This is a genomic window from Ruegeria sp. B11 (assembly GCF_056539785.1).
Genome location: NZ_JBQFVO010000001.1, coordinates 1,153,252 through 1,177,781 on the forward strand (window position 1 = coordinate 1,153,252; position 24,530 = coordinate 1,177,781).

Consider the following 24,530-nt stretch of genomic DNA (forward strand, 5'->3'; position numbering starts at 1 on the left):
CGAATTGGGGAGGCCAGGACAGAAGGTAATTTATGCTCGTGATTGGTGCCTTTTCAATCGATCGTTAGCTTCTGCTGCTTGGGCACTGTACGAGGGGGGTCTGGTTGATTTGGTGCAGAGACGTGTGCCCTCCGCGCGATACACGAAGTTCGAATACATTGCGATCAAGCGTTCAAGCGGCGTCCTGTGAAATTATTTTCCTTACTCACTTATTAAGATTGTTTTGTTTGATTTAACCACAAATCCTGACGCAATATGGAATAGTCCCAAGCTGCGAGGACCCTATGCTGGATCTACCCAACATCATTGACGAGAAGCGCGTGCGCGCCTATCGCCTGAACCGAACACGCGAGTTGCTGGCCCAGTTCAAGATGGATGCGGCGGTACTGTTCGATCCTCTCAATCTCCGCTACGCCACCGGTTGCCGCAACATGCAGGTCTGGACCTCGCATCACATGTCCCGATACGTTTTTGTGCCGATCGAGGGGCCTGTGGTTCTGTTCGATTATGGTGGTGCCAAGCACCTGTCCGACGATCTGGAGACAATCCAGGAAACACGCCCCGCGAAAAGCTGGGACTATTTCGGGTCGGGGCATCGTGCCGAGGAACACGCGAACAAATGGGCAGACGAGATTGTCGACCTGCTGCATCGGGCCTGCGGGCGCGGGGCGACGCTGGGTATCGACCGGGCTGACCTGTTGCCGATGCTCGCGCTTCAGCATCGCGGCATCAAGATGAAGGATGCAAAAGGCCCGATGGAAATGGCACGTTCCATCAAGTCGATGGACGAGGTCGCGATCATCAAGAACTCAATGCAAGTCTGCACAGATGCGATCGCCTATATGCGCAGCTTTGCCGAACCCGGCGTGACCGAGAACTTTCTTCTGGCCAAAATGAACGAATACAATATGCGCCACGGGGGCGAGTATCAGGAAACCCGGTTGTTAGCCTCGGGCCACCACACCAACCCGTGGTTCACCGAATCCACCGACAAAAAGATCGAAAACGGTGAGATGTTGGTGTTCGACAGCGATCTGATCGGGCCGGATGGCGTCTTTGCCGACCAGACCCGCGCCTTTGTCATTGGAGACCGCAAACCGACTGACGAACAGCGGGTGCTTTATGCGCATGCCTATGAGCAGATGGAGCACAACATGGCGTTGCTGCGTCCCGGCATGACCTTTGAAGAGTTCGGCGAGCTGAGCTGGAAGATGCACGACATCTATGTACCCAACCGCTATGCCGAAATGATCCACGGCATTGGCTTCGGCGTGGAGTACCCGGTAATCTATTACCCTGAAGACCACGAGACCTGGCAATATTCGGGCACCTTCCAGGAGGGTATGTGCGTCTGTGTCGAAAGCTATATCGGCCCGGTGGGCGGGGACGAGGGCGTGAAGCTGGAACAACCAGTACTGATCACCAAGAACGGCCCCGTGCCCCTGACAGATTGCCCGTTCGAGGACGACTACCTGTGAGCAGCTATGATTACGTCATTGTCGGCGCAGGCACGGCGGGCTGTGTGCTGGCGCATCGGCTTACCGAAGGCGGCACTTATTCGGTGCTGCTGTTGGAACATGGGGGCGATGATCGCAATTGGATTCTGCAAATGCCTGCCGGGCTACGATCAGCCTTCAAGCCGACCAGCAAATACAATTACTGGTTCAAGACTACGCCGCAAAAGCATCTAAACAACCGCGAGATCGACCAGCCCCGAGGCAAGGCGCTTGGCGGGTCGTCCGCGATAAATGGCATGACGTTCCTGCGTGGCAACCCGCGGGATTATGACGATTGGGCCGAGGTCGAGGGGTGCGACGGTTGGTCCTTTGCCGACTGCCTGCCCTATTTCAAGAAATCCGAGCGCCGCGACGGTTCGGCCAACGAATACCGTAACAATGCTGGCATGGTCGGGGTCAAAGCGCAGCCCATGGAGGATCTGAATCCACTGAACACCGCCTTTCTTGAGGCTGGGCAGCAGGCAGGTCATGCGCTTACCAAAGATGTGAATGGCTATTCCCAGGAAGGCGTCAGCCGGTTTGAAATGTCCGTCGAAGGGGGATATCGCAGCACCTCGGCCCGCGCCTATCTGCATACGCAAGCCAAGCGTGAAAACCTGACGGTCACGACCGGCGCCAAGGTGCTGAGGGTGCTGGTAGAAAAAAGCCGCGCGGTAGGGGTGGAGTTCTCAAAAGGGCGAAAGAACCAGACCGTGCGCGCCAATAGAGAGGTCATCCTTTCTGCTGGTGCCTTTGGCACGCCTCAAATTCTGATGCTGTCCGGCATTGGCCCCGAGGCGCATCTTCGCGACCGCAATGTACCCGTTGTCTTCAACGCACCGATGGTGGGCGAGAACCTGCATGACCACCTAGAGGCCCATGTACAGGTCGAAACCGACAAACCTGTTTCGCTGAACAAGTATCTTAAACCACATCTCATGCTTTGGGCCGGTATCCAATGGTTTGGTTGGAAAGGCGGCGTGGCAGCGGTGAACCAATGCCATGTTGGGGCTTTCTTGCGCTCCACACCTGAAACGACACACCCGGATATCCAGTTCCACTTCTTCCCGATCCTGTTCGGGCCGAACTGGATTCCGGATCCGGCCAAGAACGGGTACCGCCTTGGTGCTGGCCCCATGCGGCCAGAAAGCCGGGGCACTGTTCGGTTAGCGACAAACAACCCCAATGACGCACCACTAATTGATCCCAACTATCTGGCGACCGATCACGACTGGTTTGTCATGCGCAAAGGTCTGAAACTCGGCCGCGAGGTGTTGGCACAGGACGCGTTCAAGGATTTCCACGTCCGCGAAGATCTGCCCGGCAACCAAGTCAAAACCGATGCAGACTGGGATGAGTTCATCCGGGAAGATGCGTCGTCCGCCTATCACCCTTGTGGTACTGCACGCATGGGGCCCACTGGCGACCCGCGCGCCGTGGTTGATCTTGAGCTCAAATTCCGCGGTATCGATGGGCTGCGCATCGTTGATGCCTCTGTCATCCCCGCCGTGCCAAGCGCCAATATCAACGCTGCCACATTCATGATCGCTGAAAAAGCGGCTGACATGATCCTTGGCCGACAACCTTTGCCCCCCGGAAACGGTGCCCTATCACCGCGCCGTCTGACTGGAGACCGAACATGACACGACTCACCGAGCGTCTGCTGGATTCAACCCATTTCAAACGCCGAAAGGCGACCGAAGACACCAAGCGCAAGATTGATGGCTGGGAGATTTGGGAATGCGCCGATCCGGCCTTCAGCTATGACTATGATCGCACGGTAACCATGTATGTGCTCAAAGGTGCCGCTGTCCTAACCTTCGCGGATGGTGAAGCGGTTGATATTCAGGCAGGCGATACCTTGACGGTTCAGGCCGGTGCGAGTGCCTCATGGGTGATCTCAGATCCTATCTGCAACAGTTACATGTATCACGACACCTTCATGTCCGCCGCGAAGCGGGCCGCGCAGGTTCGTTGGCAGGATCGCTAAGTGACATCGCCCATCAATATCACCGGCTTCATCCACGATCTGACTCCGGCGCAGATCCCCCCGGAGGTGCTTCATATGGCGCGCCGTTGTCTCGTCGACACGCTGGCGGTCTGGGCCGCCGGGGCGATGACCGATGCCAGCCGGATCGCACGGAACCACGCAGCCAAACGCTATCCCGGCACGTTGCCGATGCCCTTCGACGGTCGCCCAGTGAACTCAGTAGGCTTTGCCTTTTCCGGGGCGGCGACGGTTGATGCGCTGGATGCCCATGACGGCCACCAGCTTTGCAAAGGGCATGCAAGCGTTGCACTGGTACCCGCGCTTTTTGCCGAATTGAGCAATGCCGCGTGTACCATGGACGAGTTGCTTTGCCATCTCGTCGTGGGTCAGGAAATCGCAATTCGTGCCGGTCTTTCCCTGCACGCAACTGCGCCTGACTATCACTCATCCGGGGCCTGGAACGCGCTCCGCTGCGCCGCCATTGCCAGCCGTCTGCGGAGGCTGTCCCAAGAGCAGACCCGGCAGGCACTGGGTATTGCCGAATACTATGGTCCCCGTGCTCCAATGATGCGCTGTATTGAGCACCCTACCATGGTCAAGGATAGCAGTTCCTGGGGGGCTCTGACCGGCCTTTCCGCCGCAGATCTGGCCGAAGACGGGTTTACAGGGGCACCTGCCATGACTGTTGAGGCTGCCGAAGTCGACGCCACCTGGAGCGACCTCGGCGTAAACTGGCGGATCCTTGAAAGCAATTTCAAAGCTTACCCGGTTTGCCGATGGGCACATCCGCCGGTCGAGGCGATCCTATCCGTCCTGCGCGAACATGACATTCCACGAGACGAGATCACAAAGATCACGGTGCCAACCTTCCATGAAGCAACAAAACTGGCGACACGTCGCCCCGAAGACAGCGATGCTGCTCAGTACAGCCTGCCGCTTGCGGTGGCGCTTGCTCTACGATTTGGCACGATCCAACCTGATCACTTGTTGCCGGACCACTATGATCAACCGGAAATCTGGCGTCTCGTCGACATGGTGATCTTGGAAGAGGACGACAGATGCAATTCAGCCTTTCCGGCCGAGCGCTATGCACGTGTGACACTGACGTTAAAAGACGGCAGCCGACTGGGTTCCGACTTCAAGGCCGCACGGGGGAACCATGACGCACCTCTCTCCGATCAGGAACTTATCGAAAAACTGGATAATTATGCCGAGCCTGTCCTTGATGTAGAAGCACGCAAAAACATTTCAAATATTCTGTCCAATCCCGGCGAAGCCACTTCACCATCTAACCTGATGGAGCTGCTGCAGCGGTCGCAATTAGGCGAGCCCGGCGAATGAAGTTCGTTTTGGATGGTAGCAACGGACAAATGGTTGATGGGGAGTAGTCATATGGAGAAGCAGATTTTGGAAGAACTTGCCGGGACCATCCGCGAGGCTGCCGCGTCTCCAGACCGCACCGCGGCCATTCGTACAGTGCTGCAAGACAGCCAGTCGAGCAATGAAGATCTAGCTGATGCCATCGCCAAATTGGACGAAGACGAGGTGATGGTGTTCGAGGATGAAACCTGTTCGATCTGGACGTGTCGCTACAATTCGGATGTGGTTTTCGCCCCTCACGAACATTGCATGGGGGTGCACATCGCCGTTTATCGTGGCGCCGAGGTCGAGGTGCTGTACAAGCGCGAACCCGGCAAAATGCGCCATGGCGGCAACAGATTTGTCAGGGCGGGTGACGTCGTGCGCCTTGGTCCTGATGCGATCCACGCGATCACGGCAGACGATGAGCAAAGCTTGGCCATCCATGTTTACGAGGGCCCATTGACGCAGGTCCAACGCTCTCTTTTTGAATGGACCACCGGTGAGGAGGTGGAGTTCACCATGGAGAATTTCCATGCCATGGCCCGTCGTAAGGTGGATATGACAGAGTTCAACTAAATCTGGTAAACAGAAGTGGCACGATGAAGATTACCTTGGTCGACGTCCTTCCCTTGATGCCGGAGACCCGCGTGTGAATGCGCAATCCGTTTGTCCGCCGCATTCACAGCGATGAAGACATATTTGGTGATGGTGAAACCGGTATCGGCCATGTGTTCAGTCTCAGAGCATTTAGTCGTTGATTTACTTTGAACAGCAACTCTGCATTGCGGACGTTGGCGACAAGCACGGCGAATGACCGCTCCTCGCCCTTTTGGGCCCAATGGCCAAGGTTTCGCTGGGCGGTTCAGGGCCGACTATCGGCCTCGAACTTTGATTTCTGTTCTACCGTCGCCTAACCCTCTCGCGGTTACGCTCCCGACGTTCGATGTTGATCTGGTGATCGCGACCCAGCGCCCGGTAGAAGCCTAGTCCCTTGGACCAGTTCAGAAAATGGGCAAAGCTGTCGACCTGATCGTCTTTGCGCCCGCGTGGAAAGGACTGCAGCTCCCGCTTGAAAGTCCGCAGCCAGGGCGCGTCTACAGGCAGATACACCTTGCCCTCTTCGACATGGCCGCAAGCGGACTGGAACCGGGTATCCTTGTCTTTGTCGGGTTTAATGCGTTCGTATCGCCGACGGTCATCACGAAACAGCTCGTCCAATAGCGGTTTGCCTGAGGCAGCATCCTCGATCAGAACACGATCGGGATCCCAACGGCCGACAAGCTGCAGCGCCTTAGCTTTCAGGTCCGGGTAGTCCACCTGCCCACGCCAGACGTCGACAAGGTACCACGCATTTTCGCGGAACCCCCATGTTGTACAGACCGAGAAGTCGGACCGGGGATCCGCAGACATGCCTGTATCCCAGCTTTGAACGACCAGTTGGAACCAGCGACGATCTTCGAGGATCTCATAGGTGCCAAACCACTCCCAGCGCAGGGGTGACCCGTCTGGAGCAATGGGGTTCTGCTGATACTGGCAATTGAACACGGCTGCGCCCATTTCACGACGCTTGGTATCCAGCGTGTTCTGGTCCAGGCGCGACGGGCACAGGAGATCACCCGGTTTGCGGTGCATGACCTTTCCATGCCCAAGAGGCACCGTCTCATGGTCTTCGGCGATGGCAGGCAGATTTAGGTGCCGATAGGTCCCGCGTTCCAGCAGGTGGCCCGGCGGGTCCATCTCGTGCAACCGCTGTGCAACCATAACCACACGCCCCTCAGCCGGGTTGTCAAAGCGCGATAGCAAGGTCCCCTCAATGAACTCCTGCGCCTTGATCAGTTCGGCCTCGGAGCCCGCATCTCCGGCTTTCAGCAGGTCATCGATGATGATGTAATCAGCGCCATGTCCAGTCACAGAACTGCCGATGGAGACAGCCTTTCGGCTGCCTCCCTTTGTGGTGCGGATTTCTTCTGAGGTGTTGCCCTTTTTAGCCAAGACAGTTTCAGGGAACATTTCCCGGTACCAGCGCGCAGACATGATCCGTCGACAATCTTCGGAATGCTTGCGCGCCAGATCCAGCCCGTAGCTGGCAACAATGATTTTGGCGCTGGGGTTATGCCCAAGAAGATAGGCAACATACGCAACAGCCACTGTTACGGAGTTCAGGCACCGCGGCGGGATGTTGATGATCAATCGCTTGTTCTCGCCGACGCGAACGTTGTCCAACTCATGGCACATGGCACGCACATGCCAGGCCGGATCAAAGCTGCGGTCGGTCCCTGGGTGCAGCGTGTCAAACACGCGCCACACGAAGGGAAAGAAATTGTCCCGGCAAATCTCGCGCGCGGCTTGCCGGACCATTTTGGGATCAGGAGCTGACATCATCCACCTCCCCATCTTCAGGACCGCCGTCACTGTTCAGTTGGCTGGAAAAGAAATCCCGGAGGATATCATAATCAACTGTCTCCGGCCCATTCAAAGCAGCGCTAGCCTGTTCGCTTCCATCATCTGTCCCGCCGAACAGATCGGCGTCGACCTTGAGAAGCGCCATCAGCAATTTCGTGTCGCCCTTCAACGCGCCAGCCGTGAGCCGCTTGGCAATTGCCTCCGCCTTGGAAATCCGAGTTTCGTGGCTGCCTTCACGGACGGTGATTTTGGCTTCCAGCTCGCGTTTCAGACTGGCATTCACCCCTTTGGCACCTTTTGGTCGTCCATTCGGATTGCCAGAGCGGCCTTTTTTGAATTGGGTCGCTTTGGGCGGTTTACCGTAACCCACCTCGTAGTCTTTCGTATCGTCAGACATGACCCACCTCCTGAGCAGAAGTGGTGTCGCTGGCCGCAGAAAGCGCATCGAACGTCTGGCCTGTCACCGAATGCACGGCGCTCTCACCGGTCATCTCCTGCCAGCGGCGAATGGCGACATCGACATAGGCCGGGTCGAGCTCAATAAGCCGCGCCCGGCGCCCGGTTTTCTCAGCTGCCAGCAATGTCGCGCCGGACCCGCCAAAGGCGTCCAGCACAACATCGCCGCGATGACTCACATCCATGATGGCGTCTGCCACCAAAGCTGTCGGCTTCACCGTGGGATGATCAGCAAGATCCGCCTCGCGCCCTGACCCAAAGCTGTTCACACCGGCATGGTCCCAGACATTGGTCCGGTTGCGACCATGTTTTCCCAGTTCGACATTGTTGACATGCGGCGCACCGGGCTTCTTGAAGATGCAAACCAGCTCGTGCTTGGACCGGTAAAGGCTGCCCATGCCTCCGTTGGTCTTATTCCAGACACAGAGATTGATGAGTTCCAATCCACCTGCCTTGCCCCCCGCAATCAACTCTTCAATATGACGCCAGTCCATGCAGATCATCGCAATACCCCCGTCAGTCAGACGGCCAAACACCCGGGTGATAACGTCTGCAAGAAAGCCGCGGAACTCGCTGTCCGACATTTCCCCTGACGCCATGGCAAACTCGCGATGATCGCCACCGGTGCCACAGCGGACATGCCCATTGACCGGCACGTTATAAGGAGGATCGGTGAAGACCATCTGCGGGGTCTCGCCATCCAGCAAGGTGTCGTAGCTCTGGGCTTGCATGGCATCCCCGCAGAAGATGAGATGATCTCCAAGAACCCAGAGGTCGCCCGGCTGAGTGATTAGGGGTGCCGCAGGGTCCGGCGTCTCAACAGTTTCTGCTTCAGTCTCCGTGGCCTCGTCTGCGCCGTCGATGATGATTTCAATCTCCGGCGTTTCGAACCCGGTGATACCCAGATCAAAATCCAGCTCGCCATCAAGGCTGAGATCCATCAGCTCGGCAAACTCAATCTGGAGGGCCGCTTCGTTCCAGTCCGACAATTCCGCCAGCTTGTTATCCGCAATGCGCAGAGCGCGCACTTCTGCGTCTGACACGTGATCCGCGACAACAGTTGGAACGGACATCAATCCCAGAGCCTTGGCGGCTTCATAGCGGCCATGACCCGCGATGATTGTGCCCGAACCATCCAACAGGATCGGGGTGACAAAGCCAAACTGGGCCACCGACGCCTTCAGCTTGTCAATGTTCTTGGCCGCGTGCACGCGGTTGTTGTTGGCGTAGGGTTTGATCTTGCTGATCTGAGATTGGATGACTTTTTCTGCCATCCAGATCGGCGTGTTGGACGCCTTGGCGTCGCTCTGTGGTTTCTTAGCCGGCATAGCCGCCTCCTTTCATTTGACGCTCTTTAGCGTCGACAAGAAAGGATCGTGTTGGGAATTCGGAGAGAGCACGATTAACAACTCTCCGGACCAATCGATCCGGTTCGTTGCCCCTTCGAATGCTCTCTGCGGAAACCTGTGTTTCCAATGAGTGTTGCCTGCGGGAGCAGTTTCCCGCCCTGATAGTCCGGGCGATTGTGCTACATGTAGGCGCCATCAATACGAGACGCAACCCCAAAACCAAAAGTAACCAATTAAGATTGTTGACGAATAATCGAGGGTACGGCAGCAACACCCTACAATACACCCCCCTCCTGAGACTGCTCCAGAAAGCGCTGGACTATTACTGCAAACCACGCATCACTGGTCCTACGCCCGAGCCATTCGGGCGCTCCTCGGTACCGGGGCTCAGCATCTCGCTGACCCAAAATCAGAGGAGACAGTACATGTCCAATTCCAAACAAACCAAGATTGAAAAGTTACAAGCTTTGTTGCGTCGCCCAAGTGGCGCCAGCCTGGAGGCGCTCTGCAAAGCAACAGGGTGGCAGCCCCATTCGGTTCGAGCCGCGTTGAGCGGCCTGCGAAAGAAAAGCGGCGTCACGATAGAACGACGCGCATCCGACAAACCACATGGGTCTTCCACATATCACCTGACGGTGGGAACAGGAGAAGAGTCATGACCACGACTAGCGATGTCGCCGATCTCGTCGCCATGGGTCGATCGGATCTGGTCACGATTTGGCAACAACTGTTTGATCAACCCGCCCCGGCCATGCTCAGCCAACCCTTCCTGCGCCGTTTTATCGCCTTTGAGATGCAGTCCCGCCGTCATGGCGGGCTACCCCGGCAGGTCAAAGCCTCGCTGGACAAGGGCGCTGAGAAGAAGCCCCGGCCTGCCTGTCCTACCCTAAAACCCGGCGGGCGCTTGCTGCGCGAGTGGAATGGCGTGACCCATATGGTCGATGTGACAGGGAACGGCTTCACTTGGAACGGTCGGTCCTATCGCTCGCTCTCCGCCATCGCCCGAGAGATTACCGGCGCGCATTGGTCAGGGCCGCGTTTCTTTGGGCTCACCAGCAAGGGGGCCAAATGAGCCCGCGCCGCAAAATCCGATGCGCCATATACACGCGCAAGTCCTCAGAAGATGGTCTGGATCAGGACTTTAATTCCCTGGACGTGCAATATGAGGCCTGCGCAGCCTATATCGCCAGCCAGCGAAATGAAGGCTGGACCTTATTGCCAGTCCGCTACGATGACGGTGGCCTTTCGGGCGGCACCCTAGAGCGCCCTGCCCTTCAGCGTCTTCTTGAAGAGATCGATGCCGGGCGTATCGACATGGTTGTGGTTTACAAGATCGACCGGCTGACCCGATCGCTCGCCGATTTCTCCAAGCTGGTCGAACGGTTGGAAAAGGCGAACTGTTCTTTTGTCTCGGTTACACAGGCCTTCAACACCTCATCGTCCATGGGCCGGCTGACCCTCAATGTGCAGTTGTCCTTTGCCCAGTTCGAACGGGAAGTCACTGCGGAACGTATTCGTGACAAGATTGCCGCCTCCAAGAAAAAAGGGCTCTGGATGGGTGGTAACCTGCCCCTTGGTTACGACCGCCACCCCGATCCGAAGGCAAGAACGCTGGTGGTGAATGAGAAGGAGGCCGGAACCGTCCGGCTTCTCTTTGGTCTTTATGGGGAACTGGGGTGCCTGCGCAAAGTAGAAGAACGGGCAACAGCAGAAGGGCTGCGGTCAAAACGGGTAGTTCGGGAAGATGGAAGCGTGAAGGGAGATTGTACGCTGTCACGCGGCCAGATCTACTATCTGCTGCGCAACCCGGTCTATCTCGGTAAAATCCGCCACAAGGATAAGATCTGGAACGGACAACATCCGGCGATCATCGACCAGGACATCTGGGACCGGGTGCAGGAGAAAATGCGCCAAGCCTCGCGGCGATCCCGTGCAGACCCTACACCCAATGAGCGCCAACGTACCAATGACCCCGGCGCCTGGCTCACGGGTCGTCTGAGGGATGAGACAGGTGATCGGTTGACGCCAACCCACACCACGCGCAAAGGCAGACGGTTGCGCTACTATGTCTCCAATAGATTGACCTCGGGCGGCAAGGATACTTGCGGCTGGCGACTGCCCGGACCGGCGCTGGAAAACGCGGTCATTGATGTCATCGTCAGACATCTGCAAGACGCCGCCGTCGCGCACCGGGTACTGGCGCAGCCGGAGGCCGGATCAGCCGAGGCAGTGCAGACTTTAGTTGCGGACTTAGTGATCCGGCGTCAAGGCCAGGGCGATCTGTTTGGCGCAGATATCCTGGCCAACGGTATAATTGCGCGAGGACAGATCGACCTCGAACTGAATCCCGAGACTCTGGCAAGCGCACTTGGCATCACTGCTGACCAACTGCACCCGGATCTCACACACATCACCGCACCCTTCGATCTGCGCCGCCGCGGCGTCGAGGCCAAGGTCATCGCCGGAGACATGGCACCCCAACCCGATCCTCACCTCCGGTCCATGCTGATCCGTGCCCATGGCTGGGCCCGTGATCTGAAAGCCGGGATGCAACTGATGGAAATTGCGCGGCAGGAAAACCTCCCCGGCGCCTTCATCCGCACACGCGCCCAGCTCGCCTTTCTCTCACCAAAGATTCAGGCCGCGATTCTCGACGGCACCCAGCCGCCCGAACTCACACTCAAGCGTCTTGTCAGCGTGACCCATCCACTTGATTGGGCTGAACAGGAGCGCCTATTCGGCTTCTGACACCTCCAGATCCGGCGTCCCTGATACAGGGTTCGGCCTCCCTGATCCGAATAAACATTTCCCTGTTCCCACAAAAAAATTCCCTGTTTCACGTTTTAGGGAATTTGCAACTTAAGCCATTGGAAAAAATAGAGTTGTGACATCTGAAATGCCGGGTTCCAGACCTGTTTTGCGAAAATTCCCTGTAAATTGCAGGTTATCAGGGAAACCCAGTCCAAAGCGACCCCGCCAAAATGCGTCACTGAGACTTGGGCCTGAATTGCACTCTGAGTGTACGGTCTGCTTCGTCTCTGATTGAAAGCGCATGCGCTTACTCGCGGGAATTGCGACACAATTCCGGGTCAGAAAACACAACTGAAGTGAGACGGGTATGAGTGGCGGGGAGACAGGGATTCGAACCCTGGGAACGCTCTCACGTTCAACGGTTTTCAAGACCGCCGCATTCGACCACTCTGCCACCTCCCCGCGTGAGGCTGGGTCTATGACGAGTTGAGCGCGGTGGCAAGCCATAAAGCGGGAAATCTTGCCGAAGCGAATGTAGCAGTCTTTCCATGGCCCGATGCCCGCGCTATGATCTGCGGGAAAGACCGCACAAGACTGGCAACAAGAACCAGCAATGACGCGGTGGGGCGCGGCCGGAATGGCCTTGTCAGGCAAGGGATTGAGAAAATGGAGCGAGCTACGGGCACACGCTTTGGGCCACAACGGCTGGCAATTTTGGTCGTGACCATGGCAGCATTGGCTGGATGCGAAGAAGGGCTACTTACAACAGAGGACCCGCCTGAGGATACGGCCGCCGAAGATGCGGACAACACAAACCGGTTCGAACTGTTCCCCGAGGCTGCCGCGACCAATCAGCGCGATGTTGAAGCCCCCGAGGTTTTTCAGGTCACCGAAGCAGGGTTGTGGGACGGGCGGCCATCGCTGGGTGGTATCTGGGTGGCGCACCCTGATGTGACTCAACCCGAGCGGGTGCTAATCAAGAATACAGCCAACAACAAATCGGTAACGGGTGCCCTGTTCCGCCGTGAGCGGAATTTGCCGGGACCCGCGCTGCAGGTCTCGTCATCCGCTGCCGAGCAATTGGGAATGCTGGCTGGTGCTCCAACCAGGGTGCAGGTTGTCGCGTTGCGACGTGAGGCTATTGAAGAACCCCCTGCACCTGTCGCCGCGGAACCTGCCGAAGAGACAGATAGTGCAGAGAGTTCGGAAACAACCGAAACCGCAGAAGCGTCGGAAACGGGCGCTGCTGAAAAGCCTCAAAAGCGGAAATGGTGGCAGAAAAAGCCAAGCACCGAAGCAGCGACCGGAGCTGCGGTCGTTGCTGGGGCTGCCGTTGCTGCATCGTCGAATGAAGATGCGCCCAGTGCAGAAGCCCCGACCAATGCAGAAGCCCCGACCAGTGAATTGGCCGCGAATGAGGCCCCAGCCCCAGAGAAACCGGCCAAACGCAAATGGTGGCAGAAAAAGCCAAGCGACGAGACTGCAGTCGCTGCAGCTGGCGCAGCAACCGCAGCGGCTGCCGAGACCGAATCCCCTTCGTCAGAAACACAGACGGCAGCATTGTCGGATCCCGAACTGACGGCACCGGCTGAAAAACCGGCCAAGCGCAAGTGGTGGCAAAAGAAAGACCCTAACGCAATCACCGAAACGCCTCTGGACCCGATTGCCGGAGCGGCAGCGGCCATCGAGGCCTCTGAACCAACGGCGGCGGCACCAGCGACGGCGAGTGCTGCGACGACAAGTGGGTTGGCAAAACCTTTTGTTCAGGCGGGCACATTCAGCGTAGAATCCAACGCCAAGAGCGCGGCGGACAAGATCCGGCGCAATGGCATGGCTGCCGAAGTCATGGAACTGAAAAGCGAGGACAAGTCGGTCTGGCGCGTTTTGGTTGGACCCGTTGCAACCCGCGCGGAACGTCGGGCGATGTTGAACGATGTGAAAGACCTTGGGTTTACCGATGCTTTCACGGCAAAGAACTGATCAAAAAGGAGGCCCATGATGCTTTCCGCTTTGCGATCCACCACACTGGCCCTCGGGTTGGCGCTGTTGGCACTGCCCGCCCATGCCTTCGACACCACCGCGCGTGCGGCTTATGTGATGGACCAGAAAACCGGCACTGTGCTGTTGTCTAAAGACGCCGATCAGCCTCTGCCTCCAGCGTCCATGTCGAAACTCATGACGCTTTATGTGGCGTTTGAGGCCTTGCGCGATGGCCGTTTGACGCTGGACGAAACTTTGCCCGTCTCGGAACATGCAATGAGCTATGGCGGCTCGACCATGTTCCTGAACACGCAGGATCGTGTCCGGGTCGAGGATCTTTTGCGCGGGATCATCGTGCTTTCGGGCAATGACGCCTGTGTCGTGATCGCCGAAGCGCTCAGCCCCGACGGAAGCGAAGCCGGATTCGCCCGTTTCATGACTCAGCGGGCGCAGCAGATGGGCATGAACAACTCGAACTTTGCCAATTCCAACGGCTGGCCTGCTGCTGGGCACATGATGTCAGTGCACGATCTGGCAGTTCTGGCCGACCGGCTGATCACCGATTTCCCCGAGTACTATCCGCTGTTTGCCGAAGAAGAGTTCGAATTCGATGGCCGAGCGCCCTCGAACGCGCGAAACCGCAATCCGCTGCTGAAGCTTGATATCGGGGCCGATGGCCTCAAGACTGGCCATACCCAAGAGGCAGGATATGGTTTGGTCGGTTCTGCAAAACAAGGCGACCGACGGGTTGTCTTTGTTCTTTCAGGGCTCGACAGCACTGCCAAGCGCGCAGAGGAGGCTGAGGCCGTGGTTAACTGGTCGTTTCGAAATTTTGTCGAGAGGACAGTTGCCAAATCAGAAGAACCGGTAGCCCAGGCCAAGCTTTGGATGGGGGCGGAAAAGACTGTGGGATTGGTGCCCGAGGGTGATCTGACCTTGCTGTTCCCCGTTTTGGGCGACAAGGACATCAAGGCCGAGGTTGTTTATGACGGCCCTATCAACGCACCGGTCAGCAAAGGCCAGCAATTGGCCGAGCTTGTGATCCAACCCGAGGGATTGCCCGAAATCCGCCGCCCGCTGGTTGCGGAAAAGGATGTTCCCTTGGGCGGGTTTGTCGTGCGTATGTTGACCGTGGGTGGCATCGTTCTGAAAGAAGTGATCAACACTCCGCTGGAGCAAATGTGACAGCGCGCGGAACGTTTCTGACCTTCGAAGGCATTGACGGATCAGGCAAGTCCACGCAGGCGCGCCTGCTGGCCGAGCACTTGCGGCATCAAGGCCGCGACGTCGTTCTGACGCGCGAGCCCGGCGGATCGGACGGGGCAGAAGAAATTCGCAGCCTTGTGCTGCAGGGTGATCCGGACCGCTGGTCGGCCGAGACCGAGATCCTGCTGTTCACCGCCGCCCGGCGCGATCATCTTGAGCGCACGATTGAACCCGCGTTGGCAGAGGGCAAGGTTGTGATCTGCGATCGCTTTGCCGACAGTACCCGGATGTATCAAGGTCTGTCGCGCGGCGATCTGCGGGGTTTGGTGGATCAGTTGCACAGCTTGATGATCCGGCGAGAGCCAGATATGACCTTGCTGATCGATATGGACCCGGAAACCGGCCTGTTGCGCGCCAAAGGTCGACAGGGCACCGAAGAACGGTTCGAAGATTTCGGTTTGGAGCTTCAACAACAGATGCGGGCAGGTTTTCTGGGTCTGGCCCATGAATTCTCTGACCGTTTCCACGTGGTCGACGGCAATCGGGACATGGACAGCGTTGCGCGGGATGTGACAGATATTGTCATGACGTCCCTGCAATTGAGCTGACATGAGCGACGATATCCAAACACCGGATCAGGCCCCTGGTGCCCCGCATCCGCGCGAAACTCTCAAGCTGTTCGGACAGGATGCGGCCCAAGAGGCGTTTTTAACCGCGTATAACTCGGGCCGGCTGCACCACGGCTGGTTGCTGACGGGGTCGCGGGGTGTGGGCAAGGCTACCCTTGCCTGGCGCATTGCACAGTTTTTGTTGGCCACACCTCCGGCAGATGACGGCGGGTTGTTTGGCGCCCCTCCTGCGCCTGAGACGTTGGACATCGACCCGGACCACCCCGTCGCTCACCGAATCCAGGCGGGGGCCGAGCCCGGCCTTGCCGCAATCACCCGGTCCGTCAACGATCAGGGACGGCTGCGCAACGAAATCGTTGTCGATGACATCCGCAAATTGGGCAAGTTCTTCGGCCTGTCCTCTGCCGATGGTGGTCGCCGGGTTGTTATCGTCGATTCAGCGGATGAAATGAATGTCAGTGCTGCCAATGCGCTGCTGAAGATGCTCGAAGAGCCGCCAGCGCGCACGACGCTGCTGCTGATTTCACACCAACCTTCGCGCCTGCTGCCGACCATCCGTTCGCGTTGCCGCACGCTGCGGCTTTCACCCCTTGACGCAGATGACATGAAGGCCGCGCTAGTGCAGACCGGCACAGAAATCCCTAGTCGGGCTGAACATTTGGCAGCCCTCGCCGCCGGGTCAGTGGGTGATGCCGTCCGCTTGATCAATCTCGGCGGGCTAGAGCTTTATGCCGAGCTGATTGCAATTCTGGGCTCCCTTCCCCGGCTCGACCGCCAGCGCACCCTAAAACTGGCAGAAGCGGCTGCTCCGCGAGGTGCTGCGGAACGGTTTGATCTGCTGCTTTCGCTGATCGACGTTGCGCTCTCGCGTTTGGCGCTGACAGGTGCAAAAGGTGCCGCCCCCATACCCGAGGCCGCCCCGAATGAGGCTGAAACTCTGTCGCGCCTCTCTAACTCGCAGCACAAGGCCCGCCAATGGGCGGAGGTCGCCGCGCTCATCACGACGCGCGCGCGGCATGGGCAGGCGGTGAACCTTGACCCTGCCTCGCTTGTCCTAGATACGGTGTTCAAGATACAGGAAACCGCCGGTCACAGCTGATGAGCCTCACCCCCGAAATTACCGACAGCCACTGCCATCTGGATTTCCCTGATTTCGACGGTCAGTTGGATGATATCGTCGCCCGCGCTGCCGAGGCTGGCGTGACCCGCATGGTGACCATCTGCACCCGGCTGCGCAACGAACCCGCTGTGCGCGCCATCGCCGAGGCTCACTCCCCAGTCTTCTACGCTGCAGGCACCCACCCGATGAGCGCCGCTGATGAGCCGATGGCCACGGTCGATGAGCTGGTCGCATTGGCTAAGCATCCCAAGTTCGTGGGCATTGGGGAAAGCGGGCTTGATTATCACTACACGGCCGAGTCGGCGGATGTGCAGAAACAATCACTGCGCATCCATATCGAGGCCGCCCAGCGCACCGGCCTGCCATTGATCATCCACGCGCGCGCTGCTGATGACGACATGGCCCGCATTCTGACCGAAGAGCATCGCAATGCGCCCTATTCCTGCGTCATGCATTGCTTTTCTTCGTCGGCAGAACTGGCCCGGGCCGCGCTTGATCTGGGCTTTTACCTGTCCATGTCCGGCATCGCGGCCTTCCCAAGAAGCCAAGAACTACGCGATATCTTCGCTTCGGCACCTGTTGACCGAATTCTGGTCGAAACCGATGCGCCCTATCTTGCCCCCCCACCATATCGCGGTAAACGGAATGAGCCCGCCTATACGGCACACACCGCCCGAAAAGGAGCTGAGGTCTTCGGATTGGATTACGCAGATTTCGCCGCAAAAACGCAGGCCAATTTTGATCGGCTCTTCACTAAAGCCGCCACATACAAGGCGGCTGCATGAGCGAGCTGCGCCTGACAATTCTGGGCTGCGGGTCATCCGGTGGCGTCCCCCGTCTTGGGGGGCATTGGGGTGATTGTGATCCGGAAAACCCGAAAAACCAGCGGCGGCGATGCTCGTTACTGGTCGAACGTGACGGGCCGGATGGGACAACTTCGGTTCTGATCGACACATCACCGGATATGCGCAGCCAATTGCTGGACACCGGGACGGGGCGATTGGACGGTGTCGTCTACACGCATTCCCATGCGGATCACATGAATGGGATCGACGATCTGCGGATGATCGTCTTCAACATGAAAACCCGCGTCGCTGTCTGGGCCGATGGTGACACGCAGAACGATCTGCTCAGCCGGTTTGGCTATGCCTTCGTTCAGCCCGAGGGATCGCCGTATCCGCCGATACTCGATCTCAAGACAATCAATGGGCCGTTCGAAATTTCCGGCCCTGGCGGCCTGATCCCGCTTCGACCATTTCGCGTAAACCACGGATCAATCGATGCGCTTGGCTTCAGGATGGGAAACGTCGTTTATCTGCCTGATGTAGCAGAGCTTTATGATGAGAGCATGACTGAACTGGCGAATCTGGACTGCCTGATTATTGACGCTCTGCGTCGTTCCCCGCATCCGACACATGCCCATCTGGAAAAGACGCTGGGCTGGATTGACCAGTTGAAACCTAAACGCGCCGTTTTGACCAACATGCATATCGATCTGGATTATGCGACGGTCGATGCGGAAACACCGGATCATATCACGCCTGCCTATGATGGCATGGTGATCCGGCACGCCCTGTAAGGCATGCTGCTACACGCGCTTACGATACCCCGTATGGCTCCGCCATGTTACAAAGCCTGATTGATGTCATCCTGCCGGTGTTTCTGGTCATCGGTGCCGGATACACGGCGACGAAGTTCGGCTATTTTCGCGAAACCCATATCGATGGGTTAATGAGTTTCACGCAGAACTTTGCCATTCCCTGCCTACTGTTTCTCGCCATTGCCAATCTCGATCTCGGCACCAGCTTCGATCCTCGGCTTTTGGTCAGTTTCTATTCAGCAGCTGGTCTGTGTTTTGTCGCTGGTATGATCGGTGCGCGCCTGATCTTCGGACGCGCGTGGGAGGATTCGGTTGCTATTGGATTTTGCTGTCTGTTTTCAAACTCGGTCCTCTTGGGGTTGCCTATTACCGAGCGCGCCTATGGGGTCGAAAATCTAGTTGGCAACTTCACAATCATCGCGTTCCACTCACCCTTTTGCTATTGTCTCGGCATCACGGTGATGGAGGTGCTTCGAAACCGCGGCAACGGCGGAGTGCGGATGTTGAAATCCGTGCTGTCGGCCATGTTCAAGAATGCACTCATTCTTGGGATCTCGTTGGGGTTTGTCGTAAACCTCACTGGACTGGCCATACCCGGAGTTGTGGACGAAGCCTTGAACCTGATCACCCGCGCGGCCTTGCCCGGTGCCCTGTTCGCGCTGGGGGGCGTGCTGGTCAAGTACCGGCCCGAGGGCGATCTGCGCACCATTATCTTCGTTTGCTGTATCTCGTTGATGCTGCACCCAAGCCTGGTTTGGTTCTTCGGATCATCTCTGGCGCTGCCGCAAGACCTGTTCCGCTCGGGCGTACTGACGGCGGCCATGGCGCCGGGGATCAATTCGTATATTTTCGCTAACATGTATGGCCATGCCAAACGCGTCGCCGCATCGTCGGTTCTGATCGGAACGACCGCGTCGATATTGACGGTCTGGTTGTGGCTGACTCTGCTGGGATGACGAAATTGCCAACACCGCATTGACTCTGCCCACCAGCAATACATCTATCGCAGAACCTATCCGGAGCCCTGCATGACACACGCCGTTATCGTCGCCCATGGCCAACCCTCGGACCCTGCACCTGCAGAAGCTGCGCTAGCAGCCTTTGCGCGAGAGGTAGATGAGTTATGTCAACGGGTTTCGGTATCGTCGGCCACATTGGCAGCCCCGCAGGCGTTGGAAAATTGCCTTGATGGATTGACCAGCGACACGGTTATCTACCCCTTATTCATGGCGCGCGGCTGGTTTGTCACCAGCGCTCTGCCAAAGCGGATTGGCCAGCGTTCTGTCACGATTCTGGACCCCATGGGTATCGATCCCGAACTGCCTGCCCTGATTACAGCGGCCATACATCAGGAACTGACGAACAGGGTTTGGAGCGCGGCGGACACAGATCTTGTGATCGCTGCACATGGCTCGGGCCGCAGCGCCAATCCGGCCATTGTCGCAAAGGGTTTCGCCGAGAATCTGGGTCGGCTTACCGCGTTCAATAGCATTCGCACCGGGTTCGTTGAGCAAACCCCATCAATTGCGGACGCCGCCACCGGGTGCGGTGGCAAGGCGCTGTGCCTGCCGTTTTTTGCCTGCACCGGAGGCCATGTTTTGGAAGATGTACCCGAGGAACTTGCCCGCGCCAGCTTTCACGGACACGTAATGCCCGTGATTTCAGAGCTTCCTCAGGTCAAGCGACACATCGCGGCGACGTTGGATACACTGTAGCGAAGCAAAGGGGGGCCACCTGCGTCAACCGGAATGCTGCGCATCCGATAGCTCGCAATAGAAACGGTGGCAGGATCGCCCGCTTCGTTTCGCGGCGTATAAAGCCAGATCGGCGGCATGAAGAATATCCTCGGCCTTGGGCACTTCGAATTGTCTCGAGAGTGCTGTACCAATACTTGCCGATATACGGCAGGTTGCCCCATCGAACTGCATCGGCTTGCACAGGCGTGAAATCAGGCGCCCTGCAATACCATCAAGCTTTGTACGATCGTTCATGCCCTTAAAAATCAAGACAAACTCATCACCCCCGACTCGGGCAACCGTGTCGTCGCTGCGTGTGACGTCCAGCATGATCTTTGCGGCTTGCTGCAGAACATAGTCCCCTGCAGCATGCCCCAATCGATCATTGACCGATTTGAAGAAATCCAGATCCAGATGCATCATTGCAAAACTCGATTTCGACGAAATCAAATGCCCCAGAATATGATCCATCGCACGTCGATTTTTCAGCCCGGTCAACGTGTCCGTATAGGCTTGTTCTTCTGCCGCCAGCATCGCACCTTGCAGACGCAAGTTCAGTGAGCGTGACGCTTCCATCGCGGCAGAATTTGCCTCGACCAGATACAACAATTCTATGGCCAGATCAGTGCCCGGGAAATCGGTGCTGGTCAGAGAATAGTCGCGTACCGCATCCAGTATCGAAATTCCAAACGACAGGTTGATGACCGCCCCGCTTCCGCCAGGAAACGGCGCAATCAGACCTTTGAACGCAGTCTGCGGCCGGTCTTGAAACCTGAGGTGTAGCTTTCGGTCCGGCACCATCATCAGCGCAGCTACTGTCGTGATTGAGCGAGGGCGCACCAGTTCAAAGACATCCAGAAAGCTTCGGCCGACCATAGGCCGATCCGGACGTAGCTTCTGCAGAGTTGGTCCAACCTGCCCGATCCGCCCCATGTCATCTACAAGGACGAACATCGGACATAAGGTGTCCAGCAACTGTCCAAGATCTGCGGTCTTGATCATGATTTACGTGCCCCAAGATCAAAGTGACGCCCTTCGGCAAACGCGCTTTCGATCAATGTGATAGAAATCAACTCAGCCCCGTTTTGGCACCCTTCATTGGACAGGATCACCAACGCCCCATAGTCATCCGCCATGGCTCGTAGTACACCTGTCATGACGCTGGAATACCCCGGCAAATCAGGAGTACAGTGCAGGTGATATTCCCCGGGCGAGTGTTCCTGCAGTTCCAAATCCGGCAATCTCAGATCGGACACAGCGAGGCGGACGCGATCCGACAGATCATCAAGCGAATGCAGAAACTCCAAATAGGTGACCCCGCCAAAACGCAATAGCCTGCGTAGATCTTCCATGTTCGAGTGTGAGACCAGATAAGTGCCCAAATCCTCAAGAAATTCGGATTTTGGGCGGTTCAAGTCAGCGCACAAAGCGTCGAGCACTCGGGTCGATATCTCCGCGTCATAGATCAACATCGCCTCGAACTCGTCAAATCCCAGCCCGGCCGTATGAGTCGCGCGCAACCAGCATTGACGCCCGTAGGTGGCGCAGACAAAGGATTGGATCGCCCTGTTGATCAGCCCGTGCATGAGTCGCCTCAGATTGAAAGACACTCTCAAGTGATCGCAGAAAACTTAACAAAAACCCAAAATCCGATACGGGATTATGAGAATCCGATCTAATCCCAAACTGAGGGGCGGATTGGGCAGCGATCAGAAATCGGTCGGCGCACCGCCTTCGGCCTTGCGGCGCTCAACAAACTCGGCCAGCTCCTCGCGGATCGCCTCATCCATCTTCGGGGCTTCGAAATTGTTCACGATCTCCTTGAACATCCGATGGGCACGTTCCGCAGTCCAGATACCACCAGCTGCTTCCCAGGCTTCGAAGTTTTTCCAGTCACTCAGGAACGGCTGATAAAATGCGGTGGTATAGCGATCTTGCGTATGTTGGATGCCAAAGAAATGCCCGTCGTTTCCAACAGACCGGATCGCTTCAAGGGCGATGTCATCCGGGCCCGTTGCTGTCAGTTCCGGCTGCATATACCGCTGAATCTGCTGCAGGATTTCGCAATCCATGATGAATTTCTCGGGGCTTGCGATAAGGCCTCCTTCAAGCCAGCCTGCCGCATGATATACCATGTTGGTGCCTGACTGCACCGCCGCCCAAAGGGAATTCGAGGTTTCCCAAACCGACTGCCCATCGGGCACATTTGCCGCGCAAACGCCCGAGGACCGCATAGGCAAGCCATAATACCGTGCCATCTGCCCAGTCATCTGGGTCGAGCGCATGTATTCCGGTGTCCCGAATGCAGGCGCACCGGATTTCATATCGACATTCGAAGTAAAGGTCCCGATCACGCATGGAATACCCGGGCGAACATACTGAAACAACGCAATCGCGCACAGCGCTTCGGCAAGCGATTGTGCCACTGCGCCAGCCATCGTTACAGGGGCCATCGCCCCGGCCAGAGTGAAAGGCGTCACGACAATTGCCTGCCCACGCCGCGCAAGCCGCAGGCAGCCATCGATCATTGGATGGTCGTGTTTCAACGGTGAGGTCGAGTTGATGTTAGTGTACATGCGGGGCGTGGCCTCGAATTCCTCGTGGCTCAGGCCACCCGCGATACGCACCATCTCCATCACGTCTTCGACGCGCTCTTTCCCCAGCGAATAGGCATGCATTGCCTTGTCGGTCAGGGTCAGCTTGTCATAAAGCACATCAAGGTGCCGTATGCTGGCGTGGATATCGACCGGCTCAACCGGATATCCACCTGCAAAGTGGATACAGTTGAAGTATTGCGTCAGCTTCAGCAGGTCCTGACACATCCGCCGGGTGCCGGGCACTTTTTTTCCGATTTCCATGTCCCAATAATTTGGTGGGGATGAAACATTGCCGAACAGAATGGTCCTGCCACCAATCTCGATCTGATGCTCCGGGTTGCGCGGCGTGATGGTAAATTTGCTGGGCGCCTTGCCCACCATTTCCATCACGAAATCCCGGTCCATACGGACGTTGTCGCCGGAAATTGTACAGCCCGCCTTGCGCAGGATCCCGATGGCTTCTTGATTGTAGAACTCGATGCCGATCTCTTCGAGAATCCGCATGGCACCTTCGTGAACCGCTTCGATTCCCTCGGGTCCCAACGGCTCGATTGGCTTGTCGATGTTTGTGGGCGGGTTCCAGGGCATCTGCTCGATCACCGCCGCGCCGCGCCTCGCGGCTGCGCCCGCGCGTCCACCACCGCGACGTTTGCGTGTCTTGCTCTCAGCCATCACCATCCTCCGCGCTTTCACTCCTATGAAAGCCCCGAAGATTCAGTATCGCCGTTCTGTCTGCGACAAGAGTTGTCGGTTTTATTATCCAACCCGGCGATTTGGAACCGAGGTTATTCGGTTTTCGACAACCAGCCGGGAATGTGCCCGATGTTGGGCAAGACGACATCCGCCAGCGGTTCGAGTGTTTTGGCCGTCGCCATGCCGGTCAGAACCCCGATGGTGACCATCCCTGCGGCGCGTCCCGCCTCTAGATCGTGAAGACTGTCACCAACCATCGCAACACGAGATGGCGCGACCTCGACATGCTGAGCAAAGGCCAATAGCTGCCCCGGACCTGGCTTGTAACCATGTCCGCTGTCATATCCGGCTACAAAATCAAAATGGTCCCGCACACCAACGGACTGCAGGTGCCGCAGGGCCGGCATTTCAGCATCGTTCGTCGCAACGCCCAGTTTCAGCCCGGCGCGCCGCAGCTCGGCAAGGAATGGTGCCAAGGGAACGGCTTGGATCTGCTCTGCGTTCGCTGACGCCCGGTTGAGTGTTTCGATCAGGTGCCCCAGAGATACCTCAGGCAAATGCGGTGTCAGGGCTGCAGCAACTTCATCGACCGTTCCGGCGATGACTACGCTATTCGGGTCGTAGCTCTCTTGTTCAAAATCAAATCCGATGGCCTTCCCCAACTCTGTCGCGCGCTGCACATCTCCATCAGAGAGCTGCAGCATCGCGATACGCCCGAACGCACCCCAAGTGGCTGCAAAATCAAAAAGAGTACCGTCCTTGTCGAACACGAGGGCGTCGATTGCCATGAAACAAATTTCCTTTGGGTTAGGTCCAGTGCATATCCGAAATTCCGGACAACGCGGCACGGGCTTGACCCGGCTCTTCGTAGGGCACGGAATTGGCGTCACAAAAAGCGATCACCCATGAATCGTCAAGCAGCAGAAAGTCCAACACAGACCCAAGAAATTCAGCCTCACCCGCACGGTCGCGCAAATCTTGTTCCGAGGCACCTGTCGCCCCCAGGAAAACGGGCAGCAACTCATCATTTCCCACCAGCCAGCCCAGCACATTCAGGGCCAGAGTTTCAGCGGAATTGGCGGAGATCGGCATAAACTGGCCTCGGACACTGTGTTGGAAAGGGTTTGTTAACCAGACTCATAAACACTTTAGCAACGCATGC

24 protein-coding genes and 1 tRNA gene are annotated in these 24,530 nt (G+C 57.4%); 16 read left to right on the forward strand and 9 right to left on the reverse strand.

Annotated features, from left to right (window positions below):
• The first annotated feature begins 284 nt into the window (after nucleotides 1-284).
• Genes ACR0I1_RS05825 through ACR0I1_RS05845 form a run of 5 tightly spaced genes read left to right on the forward strand, consistent with a single transcriptional unit; the run spans nucleotide 285 to nucleotide 5,424 of the window.
• Nucleotides 285-1,478 carry a M24 family metallopeptidase gene (locus ACR0I1_RS05825; RefSeq protein WP_480705389.1) on the forward strand — a complete coding sequence of 398 codons (1,194 nt, stop codon included), beginning with the start codon at nucleotides 285-287 and terminating at the stop codon, nucleotides 1,476-1,478.
• Nucleotides 1,475-3,139, forward strand: a complete 1,665-nt coding sequence (locus tag ACR0I1_RS05830) for a choline dehydrogenase (RefSeq protein ID WP_480705391.1) — start codon at nucleotides 1,475-1,477, stop codon at nucleotides 3,137-3,139. Before ACR0I1_RS05825 ends, ACR0I1_RS05830 begins: the two co-directional genes overlap by 4 nt.
• On the forward strand, nucleotides 3,136-3,486 hold the full coding sequence (locus tag ACR0I1_RS05835) for a cupin domain-containing protein (protein WP_480705393.1): 351 nt from the start codon (nucleotides 3,136-3,138) through the stop codon (nucleotides 3,484-3,486). Before ACR0I1_RS05830 ends, ACR0I1_RS05835 begins: the two co-directional genes overlap by 4 nt.
• The gene (locus ACR0I1_RS05840) at nucleotides 3,487-4,827 is read left to right on the forward strand and encodes an MmgE/PrpD family protein (protein WP_480705395.1); all 1,341 of its coding nucleotides are present in this window, start codon (nucleotides 3,487-3,489) and stop codon (nucleotides 4,825-4,827) included.
• 51 nt (nucleotides 4,828-4,878) lie between these two features.
• Nucleotides 4,879-5,424, forward strand: coding sequence for a hypothetical protein (locus ACR0I1_RS05845; protein ID WP_480705397.1), 546 nt, complete (start codon nucleotides 4,879-4,881; stop codon nucleotides 5,422-5,424).
• A 324-nt stretch (nucleotides 5,425-5,748) separates the two neighbouring features.
• Here ACR0I1_RS05845 and terL read toward each other — a convergent pair whose 3' ends face one another.
• From terL to ACR0I1_RS05860, 3 genes are read right to left on the reverse strand one after another with little or no spacing between them, the layout of a single operon-like run.
• Nucleotides 5,749-7,227: a phage terminase large subunit gene (gene terL, locus ACR0I1_RS05850; protein WP_480705399.1), complete on the reverse strand. Its 1,479-nt coding sequence runs from the start codon at nucleotides 7,225-7,227 to the stop codon at nucleotides 5,749-5,751.
• On the reverse strand, nucleotides 7,214-7,648 hold the full coding sequence (locus ACR0I1_RS05855) for a DUF5681 domain-containing protein (protein WP_170597082.1): 435 nt from the start codon (nucleotides 7,646-7,648) through the stop codon (nucleotides 7,214-7,216). The genes terL and ACR0I1_RS05855 overlap by 14 nt, the downstream gene beginning before the upstream one ends.
• Nucleotides 7,641-9,035, reverse strand: coding sequence for a site-specific DNA-methyltransferase (locus ACR0I1_RS05860; protein WP_480705401.1), 1,395 nt, complete (start codon nucleotides 9,033-9,035; stop codon nucleotides 7,641-7,643). The genes ACR0I1_RS05855 and ACR0I1_RS05860 overlap by 8 nt, the downstream gene beginning before the upstream one ends.
• A gap of 446 nt (nucleotides 9,036-9,481) precedes the next feature.
• Between ACR0I1_RS05860 and ACR0I1_RS05865 the strand changes: the two genes are divergently transcribed.
• Genes ACR0I1_RS05865 through ACR0I1_RS05875 form a run of 3 tightly spaced genes read left to right on the forward strand, consistent with a single transcriptional unit; the run spans nucleotide 9,482 to nucleotide 11,804 of the window.
• Nucleotides 9,482-9,715, forward strand: coding sequence for a DUF3489 domain-containing protein (locus tag ACR0I1_RS05865; protein ID WP_170597081.1), 234 nt, complete (start codon nucleotides 9,482-9,484; stop codon nucleotides 9,713-9,715).
• On the forward strand, nucleotides 9,712-10,128 hold the full coding sequence (locus tag ACR0I1_RS05870; RefSeq protein WP_480705403.1) for a DUF2924 domain-containing protein: 417 nt from the start codon (nucleotides 9,712-9,714) through the stop codon (nucleotides 10,126-10,128). The genes ACR0I1_RS05865 and ACR0I1_RS05870 overlap by 4 nt, the downstream gene beginning before the upstream one ends.
• Nucleotides 10,125-11,804, forward strand: a complete 1,680-nt coding sequence (locus ACR0I1_RS05875; RefSeq protein WP_480705405.1) for a recombinase family protein — start codon at nucleotides 10,125-10,127, stop codon at nucleotides 11,802-11,804. The genes ACR0I1_RS05870 and ACR0I1_RS05875 overlap by 4 nt, the downstream gene beginning before the upstream one ends.
• A 375-nt stretch (nucleotides 11,805-12,179) precedes the next feature.
• Here ACR0I1_RS05875 and ACR0I1_RS05880 read toward each other — a convergent pair.
• Nucleotides 12,180-12,269: transfer RNA gene (locus ACR0I1_RS05880), tRNA-Ser, on the reverse strand.
• A gap of 204 nt (nucleotides 12,270-12,473) precedes the next feature.
• Here ACR0I1_RS05880 and ACR0I1_RS05885 point away from each other — a divergent pair.
• The 8 genes from ACR0I1_RS05885 (at nucleotide 12,474) to ACR0I1_RS05920 (ending at nucleotide 20,057) form a co-directional block, all read left to right on the forward strand.
• Nucleotides 12,474-13,787, forward strand: a complete 1,314-nt coding sequence (locus ACR0I1_RS05885) for an SPOR domain-containing protein (protein ID WP_170635360.1) — start codon at nucleotides 12,474-12,476, stop codon at nucleotides 13,785-13,787.
• A gap of 18 nt (nucleotides 13,788-13,805) precedes the next feature.
• A complete protein-coding gene (locus ACR0I1_RS05890) occupies nucleotides 13,806-14,972 on the forward strand; it encodes a D-alanyl-D-alanine carboxypeptidase family protein (RefSeq protein WP_170396992.1) in 1,167 nt (388 codons plus the stop codon).
• Entirely contained in the window at nucleotides 14,969-15,601 is a 633-nt protein-coding gene (gene tmk / locus ACR0I1_RS05895) for a dTMP kinase (RefSeq protein WP_170663793.1), read from the forward strand. Before ACR0I1_RS05890 ends, tmk begins: the two co-directional genes overlap by 4 nt.
• A gap of 1 nt (nucleotide 15,602) precedes the next feature.
• Entirely contained in the window at nucleotides 15,603-16,721 is a 1,119-nt protein-coding gene (locus ACR0I1_RS05900; RefSeq protein ID WP_480705407.1) for a DNA polymerase III subunit delta', read from the forward strand.
• The gene (locus ACR0I1_RS05905) at nucleotides 16,721-17,527 is read left to right on the forward strand and encodes a TatD family hydrolase (RefSeq protein ID WP_480705409.1); all 807 of its coding nucleotides are present in this window, start codon (nucleotides 16,721-16,723) and stop codon (nucleotides 17,525-17,527) included. The genes ACR0I1_RS05900 and ACR0I1_RS05905 overlap by 1 nt, the downstream gene beginning before the upstream one ends.
• Complete coding sequence (locus ACR0I1_RS05910) at nucleotides 17,524-18,321, forward strand: MBL fold metallo-hydrolase (protein WP_480705411.1); 798 nt, start codon at nucleotides 17,524-17,526, stop codon at nucleotides 18,319-18,321. Before ACR0I1_RS05905 ends, ACR0I1_RS05910 begins: the two co-directional genes overlap by 4 nt.
• Nucleotides 18,322-18,365: 44 nt before the next feature.
• Complete coding sequence (locus tag ACR0I1_RS05915) at nucleotides 18,366-19,298, forward strand: AEC family transporter (protein WP_170800016.1); 933 nt, start codon at nucleotides 18,366-18,368, stop codon at nucleotides 19,296-19,298.
• 72 nt (nucleotides 19,299-19,370) lie between these two features.
• Nucleotides 19,371-20,057 carry a CbiX/SirB N-terminal domain-containing protein gene (locus ACR0I1_RS05920; protein ID WP_480705413.1) on the forward strand — a complete coding sequence of 229 codons (687 nt, stop codon included), beginning with the start codon at nucleotides 19,371-19,373 and terminating at the stop codon, nucleotides 20,055-20,057.
• Between the two features lie 24 nt (nucleotides 20,058-20,081).
• Here ACR0I1_RS05920 and ACR0I1_RS05925 read toward each other — a convergent pair whose 3' ends face one another.
• The 5 genes from ACR0I1_RS05925 to ACR0I1_RS05945 all read right to left on the reverse strand — a co-directional run bounded on the left by ACR0I1_RS05925 (nucleotide 20,082) and on the right by ACR0I1_RS05945 (nucleotide 24,460).
• A complete protein-coding gene (locus ACR0I1_RS05925; RefSeq protein ID WP_480705415.1) occupies nucleotides 20,082-21,080 on the reverse strand; it encodes a diguanylate cyclase domain-containing protein in 999 nt (332 codons plus the stop codon).
• Entirely contained in the window at nucleotides 21,077-21,664 is a 588-nt protein-coding gene (locus ACR0I1_RS05930; RefSeq protein ID WP_170403939.1) for a heme NO-binding domain-containing protein, read from the reverse strand. The genes ACR0I1_RS05925 and ACR0I1_RS05930 overlap by 4 nt, the downstream gene beginning before the upstream one ends.
• Before the next feature lie 123 nt (nucleotides 21,665-21,787).
• A complete protein-coding gene (locus tag ACR0I1_RS05935; RefSeq protein WP_170403942.1) occupies nucleotides 21,788-23,347 on the reverse strand; it encodes a trimethylamine methyltransferase family protein in 1,560 nt (519 codons plus the stop codon).
• A gap of 113 nt (nucleotides 23,348-23,460) precedes the next feature.
• Complete coding sequence (locus tag ACR0I1_RS05940) at nucleotides 23,461-24,156, reverse strand: HAD family hydrolase (RefSeq protein WP_480705417.1); 696 nt, start codon at nucleotides 24,154-24,156, stop codon at nucleotides 23,461-23,463.
• Between the two features lie 19 nt (nucleotides 24,157-24,175).
• The gene (locus ACR0I1_RS05945) at nucleotides 24,176-24,460 is read right to left on the reverse strand and encodes a DUF3572 domain-containing protein (RefSeq protein ID WP_170397013.1); all 285 of its coding nucleotides are present in this window, start codon (nucleotides 24,458-24,460) and stop codon (nucleotides 24,176-24,178) included.
• Between the last annotated feature and the right edge of the window lie 70 nt (nucleotides 24,461-24,530).